The organism is Nonomuraea aurantiaca (assembly GCF_020215705.1).
Classification (GTDB): domain Bacteria; phylum Actinomycetota; class Actinomycetes; order Streptosporangiales; family Streptosporangiaceae; genus Nonomuraea; species Nonomuraea aurantiaca.
This window is the reverse complement of the sequence record NZ_JAIWNB010000010.1, coordinates 76,665-90,705: the sequence shown is the minus strand read 5'-3', so window position 1 is coordinate 90,705 and position 14,041 is coordinate 76,665. Positions and strand designations below refer to the sequence as shown.

Below are 14,041 nucleotides of genomic sequence, written 5' to 3'. Positions count from 1 at the left end.
GAAACATGAGCATAGTGGACAGTTATCGGGGATGTCCCTGAGGAAGGAGAAACTATTGGGGCAGCAAGACGGCTACTCCGCGCAGTGGACAAATATCCGGCGCGGGGCCGAAAAGGTGCGGGAGGAGGCCGAGCACGTGCGCGAGGTGCGTGAGGAGCTGCGCCAGGTGTTCGCCGCCGAGGGCCGGCCCATGGGTGACGACCAGTACGGCGCGGAGTTCGAGAAGAGCTTCCCCAACCGGACGAAGGCCATCTTCAAGGGCTTCGACAACTACATCGACGAGCTCGAAGGTACCCGGGACGGGATGCACGTCACCGCCAACACGTACGAGGCAGCCGAAAACGACACTCGAGGCTGACGTTCGTGCTGCTCGATGGGATACCCGTGCCCGCTTGGGTCCGTCCGTGGGCGGGCTGGGTGCTGGGGACGGACTGGCCCAAAGGCGATGAGGGTGGTCTGTTCCGGCTCGCCGACGCGCTGGTGAAGGCGGCCCGGGGGGTGGCCGCCGGGGCCGACGGGGACGGCATCCGGCTGTACGCCGACGGGTGGGACGGGCCCGCGCTGCGGGCATTCACCCGCAAGGTGTCCCGGGAGGTGGGCGGCCGCCAGGCGGCTCTGGTGCGGTCCCTGGTGGACCTGGCGTTCGCGTGCAACGAGCTGGGCGTGCAGCTCCAGTTCACCAAGCGGATGATGCGGCTGGCCGTACTGCTGCTGGTGGTGCAGCTGGCGTGGCTGACGTGGGCGCTGGTGTCGCCCGCGGGCGGCCTGGCGCTGCGGCTGATCGGCGTACGCGCGCAGGCGGCGCGGTGGACGGTACGCCAGTTCGCCCGCCGGTTGATGATCAACATCGCGCTGTTCGGCGGGTTGCTCGGCGGGATGGACCTCCTGGTCCAGCTGACGCAGTCGCGCCGCGAGGGGGTGGACTGGCGGCAGGTGGGCTCGTCGGCGGCCACCGGAGCGCTGACCGGCGGGTTGCTGACCGGGCTGGCGTGGGCGTTCCCGACGCGCTCGCTGTGGATGCTGATGGGCCAGTCAGGGGTGGCGAACGCGGGCGCCGTGCTGGGCTCGGAGCTGTGGAGCGGTGACGGGTCGGTCGATTGGCTGATGGTGCTGAAGGGCCTGTCGTCGGGCGTGGCGGGCGGCGCCGACGCGCACTGGGCGAGCTGGAGCCCGGACGGCGGCCACCCCGGCCCCAGGCCGCTGGACGAGCACGCGCGCTTCGATGACCCGGGTGACCACGGGCCCCGGAACGGCAGCGAACTGGATGACGCGGACGTGAGCGGGCGCACGAGGCTCGCCGACGCCGGTGACAGCCCTGTGCTTGCCGACGGTGAGCACGCCCGGCCCCACCCGTACGAGGAGCGGAACGTCTTCCGTCGCAGCATCGACCAGCTGATCAACTGGGCGCGCTCGGGCGAGACCGGACCCGTCCGGCTCAGGGACCACGCGACGTTCAGCGAGAGCGCCCGGCGCGGGGTGGTCGCGCGCGAGCCGCTGGCCGGGGCCGGCGGCGAGACCGTGAAGGTGGAGAAGGTCCGGCTGGCCGACGGCAGCCACGCCGTCGACAAGGAGTTCTCCGGGACGGATCGGCGGGACCGCGACCATCTCAGCTCGCGGCTCGGCCGCGCGGTCGGCGCCGACGTCGCCGCGACCCACATCGTCGGCGAGCGACGGCTGCTCATCGACTGGGTCGACGGCAAGCAGGTGCCGGTCCAGCGCGACCCCGACGGCAAGTGGCATCTGTCGCGGCTGCACAACACCCGCGAGGGGATCCTCCTCGGCCTGCTCGACGCGCTCAGCGGCAACCACGACCGCTTCTCCCCGAAGCGCGTCCAGCAGGACTTCCTGGAGGGCACCGACGGCAGGGTCAAGGGCTACGACGGGGACAAGGCTTTCTCCGGGCTGTTACCCGACACGAACAGCCCCTTCAGCCGCCACTTCTTTCGGGACAAGGGCGAATCGGCCGACTGGGCGCCCAACCCGCTCAGCAAGGCCGACGTCGAGGCGCTTCGGCCACGCGTCGAGGCGCTGCGAGAGGAGTTCCGGGCGCTTGGGCGCGGCGACTGGTACAGCAGCGTCGGGTTCGCCTTCGAGCAGATCGCCAAGAACGCCAGCGGCACGGTCTCGGTGCTGGACGCGCCCCCCGGGTCCGTGATCGTGGAGCCGCGGGCGGCCTGCCCGACGTTCGGGGAGCGGCCTCGGACGTTCGAGGGAGCCGCCCCGCCGCGTGCAGTGGAGCCCTTGCCGCAGAACGCTTCCGGCGAGATGAGGGCGCACCCGGCACGCAGCCAGGAGCTCGACCCGGATTATCGGACGCCGCTCCTGCCGATCCACGGCGACAGCGTCACCAGCGGAGTGATGGCCAATGTCATCGACCCGAGGCAGGCGGTCAGGGCGAGCGAGTGGGCCCACCTCAGGAGCAGAGCGACTGCCCACCTGATCGAGAACCGCGTGGGTTACCCGGATCTCGACGCCAGTGCCCGCGTGGAAGCACGCCGCTTCGCGATCCGGGGTGACGGTGGCCAGGTTCGGCGGGTCACCGAGTTCACGGTCACGATCCGGTACGTCGCCAAGGAAGGCATGACGGCCGAGCAGGTGACGCGGCTCAAGTCCAACGCTCTCGACGGCATGGACCTGTACTACAACCACCAGCACCGGCTTTCCGACGGCAGCCAGTTGCATGTCCGGCTCAAATTCGAGGAGGTGCGCACCGCACGGCCCGGCGACCCCGGCGTGGTGACCTTCCGCGCTGGCGGCCATCCCGACATAGTGAACTGGTGCGCCAACACCGACGCGCACCTCCACGCCCACGAGCTCGGACACCATCTCGGGCTGCCGGACGAGTATCGCGACTACCGGACTCAAGGTCGCAGGACGCTCACCGACCAGGGCCTCGAACCAGGCGCCAACCTGATGGGTGACGCGTCCCGCGTGCGCTCGGCCGCCGAAAGCGTCCTGATAGATCACGCGGGCCACGAGGTCCCGCCACGGGCAACGCTGCTCGACCACCACCTGGCTCACTTCTCTGACCTGCTGCCCCGCTCCGACCGCTTCGCCGAGGGCGCCGCAGGGTTCCGGCAGCCGGCCGACGAATGGACCCGGCCGGTCCACACCCCCGAGACGCTGCGCCTTCCCCGGTACCTGCGCGACCTGCTCGTCCAGTTCCCCCATCGAGGCGTTGACCTGCTCGACCACGTGCAGGTGCTGGATCGCGCCCACTCCCTGTTCGGCGATCGGGTCACCCAGCGCCACATCGCCTACACCGGCGCGCTCTTCGACGCCGCCCACTCGCTCTACGGCGCCGTCATGGACGCCCCGACCGTACGAGACCTGCGCCGCCTGCACGGCCTGGTCAAGTTCCTCGGCAGGGGGCCGGACTCGGGGTTGCCCGACGCGGCGTGGCTCAAGGCGGAGACCGAGGCGGTCCTGGGCCACAACCAGGTCGCTCCGAGGACCGTCGAGGGCCTGTCGAGGCTCGCGGAATGGTTCGCCTACACCGGCGGACAGCCGCATCCCGGCGAGGCCGGAGCGCCGGCCCTGCGCAGGGCGGCCGGAGAGTTCCTCGGCGAGCCCCCGAGCGAGGCCGCCGTCCGCCGCGCCTCGGCCGTGTTCAGCTACGCGGCGGAGCACTCGCCCGTACTGGCCGAGGGAGCCGTGGACTTCGTCCGCGTCACCACCGAACTGCGGACCCTGCAGGCGGGGGAATGGCACGGCCTCGCGTTCGACGGTGCGGACTTCGCCCGGCTCGTGGAACGGCTGCACGACGACCCAGGATCCGGGCAGCCCGCCGGGCCGCCCAAGGCTCTTGGGGAGTTCCCGCATACGGGCTCGCACATGAAGGGGGAGACACGGGACGCGCGAAGGGTGGGCGAGGCGGTCACCGACTGGGGGGCCACGCCGCACGGGGAGAAACCGCACACCTTCCGTCCGGCCGATCTGGTGGCCGCGCGCAAGCGGGCCCTGCCGGTGAACATGAGGGCACGTGACCCGGGGGTCGCGGCCATCGAGCGTCGCGACATGACTGTCAAGGCACGTGACGGAGTGATGCGGCCCGTCACGGAGTACACCGTCAGGTTCGCCTACCGTTCCGATATGTCGCGGGCGGACTTGGGCTACTTCGGCAGGCGCGTGCGGGCGGCTCTCAGCCGGTTCGTCGACGGCGGGTACGTGCTGCCGGACGGCTCGGTGCTGCTCGTCCGGGCGGAGTTCGTGCCTTCAGAACACCGGGGTGTGACGATCGGACACCGTGACGAGGCACCTGGCAGTAGGCCGTTCGACTTCCCCTACGAGGCGTCACACGTCGAGCTGGCGCTCAAGGTCCTCGATCAGCTGGGCGTGGACGACGTGCTCGGCCCACCGCGGACGGCCGAGGCCGCCTCGACCGAACCGGTTCCCCAGCCGGACGCCGTAGCCGCGCGCGAGCGGGCGGCATGGGACGCGCGAAGGGTGGGCGAGGCGGTCACCGACTGGGGGGCCACGCCGCACGGGGGGAAGCCGCACACCTTCCGTCCGGCCGATCTGGTGGCCGCGCGCAAGCGGGCCCTGCCGGTGAACATGGGGGCACGTGACCCGGGGGTCGCGGCCATCGAGTGTCGCGACATGACTGTCAAGGCACGTGACGGAGTGATGCGGCCCGTCACGGAGTACACCGTCAGGTTCGCCTACCGTTCCGATATGTCGCCGCTGGGCCACCTTGGCACGCGCGTGCGGGCAGGTCTCGACCGGTTCGTCAACGGCAGATACGTGCTGCCGGACGGCTCGGTGCTGCTCGTCCGGGCGGAGTTCGTGCCTTCAGAACACCGGGGTGTGACGATCGGACACCGTGACGAGGCACCTGGCAGTAGGCCGTTCGACTTCCCCTACGAGGCGTCACACGTCGAGCTGGCGCTCAAGGTCCTCGATCAGCTGGGCGTGGACGACGTGCTCGGCCCACCGTAGACGGCCGAGGCCGCCTCGACCGAACCGGGCGTGGGACGGTTCGGCCCGTTCTGGGTCACTGCGATTCTGGGGGCGTTAGGCGGCTCAGCCCGTTATGGGTGACCGCGTACAGATCGCTGGACAGGGCGAGCGGGACGTCCCCCAGCCGGGTCTCGCCGACCCGCTCGCCGTCCGGCAGGCGCCACAGCCGTACGGTGCCGTCGTCGCAGCCCACGGCCAGCACATCGGGACCGTGGAAGCGCAGGCACCGGACCGTGCCCGGGTTGCCGCCGAGTACGACGACGTTCTCGCCCGTCTCGGCGTCGCGCACCGGCACCAGCCCGTCATAGCTGCCGGCGGCGAGTACGGCGCGCCCGCCGACCGTGCCGAATGCCAGCGCGTACACCGGCAGCGGGTGCCCGTGCACCACCGACAGCGGCCGGCCCGTCGCCGCGTCCCAGGTCCTGACCGCCCGGTCGTACCCGCTCGACGCGATCACGACCCGGCCGCCGACCCGGCCCGTGGCCAGGCACGTGACACCCGCCGTATGCCCGAGCAGGCGGCGCAGCGGCCGGCCCGAGACCGCGTCCCAGGTCCTGACCGTGCCGTCCATGCCGCCCGAGACCAGCAGGTCGCCGTCGAGGGCGAGCGCGAGCACCTGGCCGGTGTGCGGGGTCGGCACCGCGACCACGCCGTCCACCGGATGATGTACGCGGACGGTGCCGCTGCCGGTGCCACAGACCAGTCCGCCGCCGTCGAAGGCCAGACTCGTGACACCGCCGTCCCCGGAGGCGGCAGCCGTGGACGCCTCGGGCAGTTGATCGCCGTCGGCCAGCCGCCAGAACCACAGCGTGCCGCCAGGGGAGCCGGCGGCCACGAGCGCCCCGTCGGTGGCGACCGCGTCCGCGGCGACGCCGGTGAGCTCCCGCGACAGAGTGCCGTCGGCCGCCCAGACACGGACCCCATCACCGGCGGTCACCAGCCACTCCGGCACGCCGCCGCCTCCGGCGGTGGCCCGCCCTTCACGCGTGGCGGTGGTGGCCGGTCCTTCGGGTGCGGCGGGTTCTGTGGGCGCCGGTGGCTTTGGTGCGGTGCCGATGGCGGCGGCCCATTCGCCTGAGCGCCAGGTGGACAAGAGGATTCCGGTGTGCGGGTCGTGGACGGTTACCCGGCCGTCCAGCGCGCAGGACGCCAGCGCCGGGCGCCCCGCCACGCTGAGGAAGGTCAGCCCGGTCACGCTCGCCTCGTGCCCCTCCAGCGCGCGGAGCTCCTGACCGGTGGCCGCGTCCCAGACCCGGATCAACCGGTCGGAGCCGGCCGACGCGACGAGCCCGTCAGCGGCGGCGACCGCGTTCACCCAGCCGGTGTGGCCGGGCAGCGAGTGCAGGGTGCGGCCGTCCGACAGGTCGGTGAGCCGCACGGCCCCGTCGTCGGAGCCGGTGACCAGCAGCGTGCCATCGACGCACACCGCGTTGATCGCGCCCTCGTGCCGCTCCGCCAGCTCGCCCAGCGACCCCGCCGCGTCCCAGACGCGCAGCACGCCGTCGGCGCCGCCGGTGTAGATCAGCCCGCCGGACGCGGCCAGCGCCGGGACCGGGCCGCCGTGGCCGGTCGTGGCGTGGAGCTGCTGCCCGGTGCCGGTGTCCCAGACCCTGATGATCAGGTCGTCGCCACCGGTCGCGACGATCTCCCGGCCACCGGCCGTGCCGAGCGCGACCGCCCGGGTGGGCGCGTCGGTGACGGTGGCGCTGCCCAGGTCCTCGCCGTACGGCAGGCCGTACAGGCTGAAAGTGCGACCGGGGCGGGACAGCGCGTACGCCGGCCGCCCGCCCACGGTCCCGAAGGCGGCGGCGGCCGGTGAGCCGGGGTCCAGCGGCGGCAGCGCCGGGTCCGGGGCGGAGCGGTGGGCCAGCCTCGGCACCTCGTTCGCCGTCTCCCTGACGGCACCGTCGCCGACCTGGTACACCAGCGCGTCGAGTATCCGCAGGGCCGGCCCCAGCCCCAACTCACCACCATCACGCCACCCGAACAGCAACGACCCGCCCAGCCCACCGTCCACCGTCAGTTCGCGCAGCGTGGAGCCCGGTAGCGGCGTTGGCGCCGCCACGTGTGGGAAGCCCGCCGAGCGCAGCGTGTCCAGGAGCCACGGCCACACGGCCTGGTCCAGCTCGGCGGTCCAGGCCCGGACCCCGCCCGCTCGCGCGTGCTCCAACCGGGCCCGCCCGTCGGCCCACACCGTCAGGTCCACGGTGCCGGGGAAGGACGTGCCGGTCAGCCGGTAGCGCACATGTGACACGGGTGACAACCTACGGCGTGTCCAGGAAGGCCGTCTGGATCAGGCGCGCCCCCGCCCTCCGGTCCACGTAGAAGCCGCGCCCCTGCGGGAGCGGCTGCGGCCGTACGTTGCCGAACAGCGCGCCCTCGTCCTTGTTGCCCGACATGATCAGCGCCGGGCTGGCCATCTCCTTGAGCCGCTGGACGGCCGGGTCGAACATGGACCGGCTCGCGCCGCCCATCTGGCGGGAGATGATCAGGTGCAGGCCGATGTCGCGGGCCTGCGGCAGCAGCTCGGCCAGGGGCGCCAGCGGGTTGTTGGAGGTGGCGACGAGGTCGTAGTCGTCCACGATGATGTACAGGTCGGAGCCCTGCCACCAGCTACGCTCCCTGAGCTGCTCCGGCGTGAGGTCCGCCGGGGGCAGCCGCTTGAGCAGCGCGGTGCGGGCGTCCTGGATCAGCTCGGCCGCCGCGGTGCTGGAGGCCGCGTACCCGATGCGGTGGTCGGTGACCGCGGTGTCGAGCAGGGCGCGCCGGTAGTCGAGCACGATCATCATGCATTCCTTGGGCGTCTTCCTGGCGACCAGGCCCTCCATGATGAGCTTCAGCACGTTCGACTTGCCGCACTCGGTGTCGCCGAACACGATGAAGTGCGGGTCCACGTCGAAGTCGATCGCGACCGGCGCCAGGGCGGCCTCGTCGATGCCGATGGCGATCCGGTTCGGCCCGGTGAGGGCGGGGTCGGGCAGCGCCGTGGCGGGCAGCAGCGACGGCAGCAGCCGCACGGGGCGGGCGGCGGGACCCTGCCACGAGGCCCGTACGACCTCCACCAGCGACCGCACGCCGGCGGAGAGGTCGTCGGCGCCGCGCACCCCGTCGATGCGCGGCAGCGCGGACAGGAAGTGCATGCCCTCCTTGGTCAATCCGCGTCCGGGCACGCCTTCCGGTACGGCCAGCGCCGCCTTGCGGCTGACCTCCGACTCGTAGGCGTCACCGAGCTTGAACTCCAGCCGGGTGCCGAACAGGTCCCTGATCCCCGCGCGGAACTCCGACCACTTGTTGGTGGAGGCGATGATGTGGATGCCGTAGCCGAGCCCTCGGGCCGCGATGTCGGTGATGACCCCTTCCAAGGCCTCGAACTCCTGCCGGATGGTCAGCCAGCCGTCGATCAGCAGGAAGATGTCCCCCCAGCCGTCGCCCTCGTACTCTCCGGCGGCCACGACACGGCGGTAGGTGGCGATCGAGTCGATGCCGCTCGCCGCGAAGTCGCGCTCGCGCTGCTGGAGGATGGCGGCGATCTCCGCGACGGTCCGGCGTACCCGGTCCGCGTCCATGCGGGTGGCCACGCCGCCGACGTGCGGCAGGCCGTCCAGGGCGGCCAGCGCGCCACCGCCGAAGTCCAGGCAGTAGAACTGCACCTCGCGCGGCGTGTGCGTGAGCGCCATGCTGGTCACCAGCGTGCGCAGCACGTTGCTCTTGCCGCTCTGCGTGCCGCCCGCGACGCCGACGTGGCCGGCCGCGCCCGACAAATCCAGCCAGTACGGGTCGCGGCGCTGCTCGAACGGCTTGTCGATGATGCCCACGACCCCGGCGAGGCGGCCCCTGCCGTCCCAGCCGGGCGTGGACAGGCCGAGCTCCGGCGTCACGGACAGCGGAGGCAGCAGGTGCGCGAGGGTCGGCGGCTCGCCGAGCGGCGGCAGCCAGATCCGGTGCGCGGCGGGGCCCTGACCGGCCAGACGCTGTACGACGATGTCAAGCAGGCTGCTCCGCGGCCCCCGCTCCTCGTCCGGCTTGGCGACCTCCTTGGCCGGCTCCTCCACGACCGGGAGCGGCGCGTAGGCCGGGCCGTACTCGACCACCTGGCGGATCGTCTTGTCATCGCCCTCGGCGGCCGCGCCGCGGGGGTCGCTCTGGTGGGGGCCGGAGACGTACGCGGCCTTGAACCGGGTCATGCCGGTGGTGTCGAACTTGAGGAAGCCGTTGCCCGGCGCGGACGGCAGCTCGTAGGCGTCGGCCACGCCGAGCACGACGCGGCTCTCCATGGCCGAGAACGTCCGCAGGCCGATCCGGTACGACAGGTGCGTGTCCAGCCCGCGCAGCCGGCCCTCCTCCAGCCGCTGGGAGGCCAGCAGCAGGTGCACGCCGAGGGAGCGGCCGAGCCGGCCGATCATCACGAACAGCTCGATGAACTCCGGCTTGGCCGACAGCAGCTCGCTGAACTCGTCCAGCACGACGAACAGCGTCGGCATCGGCGCCAGCGCGGCGCCCTGCTCGCGGGCCCGCTCGTAGTCGCGCAGCGAGGCGTAGTTGCCGGCCGAGCGCAGCAGCTCCTGGCGGCGCACCATCTCGCCGTGCAGCGCGTCGTACATGCGGTCGACCAGCGGGAGCTCGTCCTCCAGGTTGGTGATGACCGCGGAGACGTGGGTGAGCGTGTCGAGCCCGAGGAAGGTGGCGCCGCCCTTGAAGTCGACCAGGACGAAGTTGAGTATCTCCGACGAGTGGGTGACGGCCAGGCCGAGCACCAGCGTGCGCAGCAGCTCGCTCTTGCCGGAGCCGGTGGCGCCGATGACCAGGCCGTGCGGGCCCATGCCGCCCTGCGCCGACTCCTTGATGTCCAGCTCGACCATCCGGCCGTCGGCGCCCAGGCCGATCGGCACCCGCAGCCGGTTGCGGCCCGCCCGTGGCCGCCAGGTCAGCGCCGGGTCCAGCCGCGTGGGGTCGCCGATGCCGAGCAGGTCGGTCAGCGTGGTGTTGACCGACAGCACGTCCTCGACCTCGCCGCCGCTGCTGGCCGAGGCGCGCAGCGGCGCGAGCTGCCTGGCCAGCCCCTCCGCCCGCAGGTAGTCGAGCTTGTCGGGGTCGCCGAGCCGGGTCTTCTGCTCCTTGCCGGCGTGGTCCAGCTTGATCATGTGGAAGCCGTCGGGCTGGATCTCCAGCCGCAGCATGGCCTTCTCCTCCACTGGCCCCGTGGCCCCGGACAGGTCGATCACCGTGACACCCTGAATGGCGTCCGTGCCGAGCTGCGAGTCGTGGGGCACGTGCCCGCCGTCGACGATGAGCACGTGGTACGGCAGGGCGTCCGCGGGTGAGCCCGGCCGGAACCTGGCCCGCTCCTTGAGCTCGGCGCCCACCAGGCGGTCCAGCTCGCTCATGTTCTCGGCCATCAGCCGCACCGGTCCGGCGGCGTCGACCTCGTCGGGGTGCAGCGCGTGGGGCAGCCACTTGACCCAGTCCCAGTGGCCCATCCACTCCTGGCCGGCGCACACCATGATCCGCAGGTCGTCCGGCGAGTGGAACACCGCCATCTGGCCGATCATGGCCCGCACCAGCTCCCGCATGGCGGCCGGGTCGCCGCTGAGCTTGATGCGCGCGAACGAGCCCAGCGCCACGGCCACGGGCAGCTCCGACACCGTCGCGTGCGCTCTGACGAACCTGCGCAGCGCGCCGGCCGACAGCGCGTCCAGGTCCTCCACCGGCTTGGAGTCCGGCGGGATGAGCTGGATGGCCAGCTTCTGTACGCCGGTGCCGAGCCGTACCGTGCTGAAGTCGTCGTCGCGGGGCCGGCGTTCCCACAGGCGGGGGCCCATCGCGATCCACCAGAGCGCGTCGGGCTCGGGGCCGCTCCACTCCAGCGCCTCGCGCTGCTGCTTGGCCGCCCGCCTGACCTTCTTGCGCACCTGCGACAGGTAGCGGAAGTAGTCGCGGCGGGCTCCGTTGAGCTTGTACTTGCGCTCGCCCGACTGGCGGCCCATCTGTCCTATCGACATGCCGACCATGGAGACCGCGAACATGCCGCTCGCCACGTACATGATCGGGTTGGAGTTGCCGCCCGCGGTGAACATCAGGGCCATCGCCGCGGCACCCGCCAGCATGGGCAGGTACGTGAGCACCAGCATGAAGCCCTGCCCCTGGACCTCGGGGATCTCAGGGGGCGATTCGAGCAGGATCTCCCCGCGCGGCGGCTTGGGGCTGGGACGGCGTTCGGGCCGCCGGACAACGACAATGCTCACCGTTGGATGGTCCTCCGTATCGGTTGCTGACCTTCTTACCAGAAGCGACCCGATATGTTCTCTCTTGTCCATGATGCTCGTGGGACGGAGTCCAGCCATGGGATCGATGGTCCACGGACCGGCCGTTCAGGGGCCGTATCCGCAGGGTCCCCCGCGCCTGCCAGGCCCGCCGCACCCGCCGGGACCCCCGCATCAGCAGGGGCCCATGCAGGTGAGCTCGCTCGCCCAGGTGCACGTGCCGCTGCCCGCGCTGTGCCACGTGACGATCGTGGGACCGCGGCGCAAGGCCGACCTGGCGCTGCCCGCCGACATCCCGCTGCCGCACGTGCTGCCCGGCCTGCTGCGCGCCCTGGACGAGCTGGGCGGCGAGTCCGCCGCCGCGCCCGGCTGGACGCTGCAGCGGCTCGGCGGCTCCCCGCTCGACCTGGGCCAGAGCCTCGGCGCGCTGGGCATACTCGACGGCGAGGTGCTCTATCTGAGGCCGCGCGAGGCGATCCTGCCGCCCGCGCTGTACGACGACGTGGCCGACGTGGTCGCGACCGGAGTCAAGAATTCCGCGGGCACCTGGGAGACCAGGCACACCCGGATGATGGGCGCGAGCGGCGCGCTCGGGCTGCTCGTCCTGGGCGCGATCGCCCTGGCGCTGTCCGGAGCGCCCGCGCTGGTCGTCACGGTGGTGGCGGGGCTGATGGCGCTCGTGGTCGTGGCCACCGGCGCGGCCCTGTCGAGAGCGGTGGGCGACTCCCTGGCGGGTGCCCTGATCGGGCACGCGGCGCTGCCGTACGGCTTCATCGCGGGCCTGTTCGCACCGGCCAGCGGCGGCACCCTGGCCGGCCTCGGCGCGCCCCACCTGCTGGCCGCGCTCGCCTGCACCGCGCTGGTGGCCACCATCGCGGGCGCGCTGATCTCCGACGGCGTGCCGGGATTCCTCGGTACGGCCGTCGCCACGACGTTCGGGGCGATAGGCGCGGCCGTGGTCATGGTGTGGGGATCGCCACCCGCGGGAGTGGCCGCGGTGACGGTGTCGATCCTGCTGGCGTTGAGCCCGCTGGTCCCCACGCTGTCGTTCCGCCTGGCCAAGGTGCCGCTCCCGGCCATGCCCACCACCGCGGAGGAGCTGCGGGCCGACAACCAGCGCCTGAACAGCGCGGCCATCCAGGAGCGGACGGTCATCGCCCAGCGCTACGCCACCGGCATGATCATCGCGATCGGGCTGGTGGCGCTGGTCTCCGAGGTGCTGCTGGCCACGTACGGCGGCTGGATCGCCTCCCTCATGACCGCGACGCTCGGGTTGACGCTGATGATGCGGGCCCGGGTCTTCCGTGGGGTACGCCAGCGGCTGTGGCTGATCACCGTCGGCCTGACCGCGTTCGGCCTGCTCGCGGTGACCCTCGGCCCGAAATCCGGCGTCATCGGCGCCGTGGCCGTGGCGATCGGCATGCTGTGGCTGGCACTGACCGCCGTCGGCATCGGCCTCTGGCTGCCCACGGGCAAGCCGTCGCCGTTCTGGGGCCGCGCGGCGGACATCGTGGACGTCATCCTGATCGTCGAGCTCTTCCCGCTCGCGCTGGGCGTTCTCGAGGTCTATTCCTGGGTGCGCGGTTTGTCCGGGTGATAGGTTGCTGCGCGATTTAACAATGTTGTGAGAGTGGAGTGAAGATGCAGGAGTTTGGGGACTTCGCGAACATCGACATCGAGAAGCTTCTCAAGGGCGCCGATGAGCAGTTCGCCCGCATCGAAGAGCTCCAGAAGAACATGACGGACCTCGTCGGGCGGGCCCAGGACGACGACGGCCTGGTCACGATCGCGTACGGCAGCGAGGGGCTGCGCGAGCTCCAGCTGCATCCCAAGGCGATGCGGCTGAGCTCGGGCGAGCTCGCCGACCTCATCAAGCAGCAGCTCCAGGCCGCGACCGCGGACCTGCAGCACCAGGTCACCGAGGCCATGGGCCAGGCGTTCGGCGACGAGGACAACCCGATGAAGTACGTCGAGGACCCCGACGCCGCCCTGACCAAGATCAAGGAGGCCGAGTCCGCCTACAACCGGACGTTCGAGGACGTCATGGGCGAGCTCGACCGCATCCGCCGCCGCCTGGACCTCTAGGCGTCCTTCTTCATGCCCAGCGGCTGGCCGTCCTTGTCGTACGTCGGCAGGTTGGGGATGTAGACCTGCTCGAACGCCGGCGTCGACTTGGGGTCCGTGGGCGTGACCGCCTTGCTCATGTTCTCCGAGGCGCTCTGGCCCAGGTACATGGCCGCCGCCGAGGCGACGCCCGCAGCCGCCATGTAGACCTTCAGGCCGCTGCTCGCGATCGTCCTCAGCGTGGCGAGCGCCGCCCCGCCGGAGGCGGTGGTGGCCAGCTCCGTCGCCACCGTGGCGGGAGGGAAGAGCTTGCCCGCGGCGCTGGCATGGGAGAGGGCGACCAGAACCGTGGCGACGGACACGCTGGCCACGGACATCTGGAAGGAATGCTTGGCGAGCTGGTCGAGCGCTCCCGCGAGCCCTTCGTAGGACTGCGAGCTGTTCTTGGCCTCGGCGGTGAACTTCTTCACCGCGCTGTCGACGTCCGGACGCGCCATCTTCTCCCAGTCGTCATGATCAATGGTGTCCAGGGCCGAGTCGATGGACGCCGCCGCGTTGTTGACCGTCGTGGTCATGCCGCGGGTGTTCCTGGCCGCTTCGCGGATGTCGCTGGGGCTGGAGTACATCGTGCCGATTATCGTCCCGGTGAACTTGCAGATCGTTTTCAGTGCGGGATTGGACGGCAGGACCGCGCCATAGAGGCACAAACCCATCGCCACGGAGTAGTAGGTCGATCCGTTCGAGTAGTAATCCATGTC

The 14,041-nt window shown here is 71.5% G+C and carries 7 protein-coding genes; 4 read left to right on the top strand and 3 right to left on the bottom strand.

What is annotated here, in order from left to right; all coding sequences use genetic code 11:
* The first annotated feature begins 55 nt into the window (after positions 1-55).
* A complete protein-coding gene (locus tag LDL49_RS23970; RefSeq protein WP_225293547.1) occupies positions 56-358 on the top strand; it encodes a hypothetical protein in 303 nt (100 codons plus the stop codon).
* Positions 359-384: 26 nt separating this feature from the next.
* Positions 385-4,938, top strand: coding sequence for a WXG100-like domain-containing protein (locus LDL49_RS23965; protein WP_225293545.1), 4,554 nt, complete (start codon positions 385-387; stop codon positions 4,936-4,938).
* A 55-nt stretch (positions 4,939-4,993) separates the two neighbouring features.
* Here LDL49_RS23965 and LDL49_RS23960 read toward each other — a convergent pair whose 3' ends face one another.
* Both LDL49_RS23960 and eccCa read right to left on the bottom strand, forming a co-directional pair.
* Positions 4,994-7,213, bottom strand: coding sequence for a WD40 repeat domain-containing protein (locus tag LDL49_RS23960; protein ID WP_225293543.1), 2,220 nt, complete (start codon positions 7,211-7,213; stop codon positions 4,994-4,996).
* Positions 7,214-7,223: 10 nt separating this feature from the next.
* Complete coding sequence (eccCa, locus tag LDL49_RS23955) at positions 7,224-11,201, bottom strand: type VII secretion protein EccCa (protein WP_225293541.1); 3,978 nt, start codon at positions 11,199-11,201, stop codon at positions 7,224-7,226.
* A 205-nt stretch (positions 11,202-11,406) separates the two neighbouring features.
* Here eccCa and eccD point away from each other — a divergent pair, with 205 nt between their 5' ends.
* Together eccD and LDL49_RS23945 are read left to right on the top strand one after the other, a co-directional pair.
* The gene (eccD, locus tag LDL49_RS23950) at positions 11,407-12,816 is read left to right on the top strand and encodes a type VII secretion integral membrane protein EccD (protein ID WP_225293539.1); all 1,410 of its coding nucleotides are present in this window, start codon (positions 11,407-11,409) and stop codon (positions 12,814-12,816) included.
* A 44-nt stretch (positions 12,817-12,860) separates the two neighbouring features.
* Positions 12,861-13,304: a YbaB/EbfC family nucleoid-associated protein gene (locus LDL49_RS23945; protein WP_225293537.1), complete on the top strand. Its 444-nt coding sequence runs from the start codon at positions 12,861-12,863 to the stop codon at positions 13,302-13,304.
* Here LDL49_RS23945 and LDL49_RS23940 read toward each other — a convergent pair.
* Positions 13,301-14,038 carry a WXG100 family type VII secretion target gene (locus LDL49_RS23940; protein WP_225293535.1) on the bottom strand — a complete coding sequence of 246 codons (738 nt, stop codon included), beginning with the start codon at positions 14,036-14,038 and terminating at the stop codon, positions 13,301-13,303. The genes LDL49_RS23945 and LDL49_RS23940 overlap by 4 nt on opposite strands.
* Positions 14,039-14,041 lie beyond the last annotated feature (3 nt).

Excerpts from the sequence above, each read along its gene's own strand:
- eccD (WP_225293539.1), top strand. The coding sequence starts at position 11,407 with ATGCAGGTGAGCTCGCTCGCCCAGGTGCACGTGCCGCTGCCCGCGCTG.
- LDL49_RS23945 (WP_225293537.1), top strand. The coding sequence starts at position 12,861 with ATGCAGGAGTTTGGGGACTTCGCGAACATCGACATCGAGAAGCTTCTC.
- LDL49_RS23940 (WP_225293535.1), bottom strand. The coding sequence starts at position 14,038 with ATGGATTACTACTCGAACGGATCGACCTACTACTCCGTGGCGATGGGT.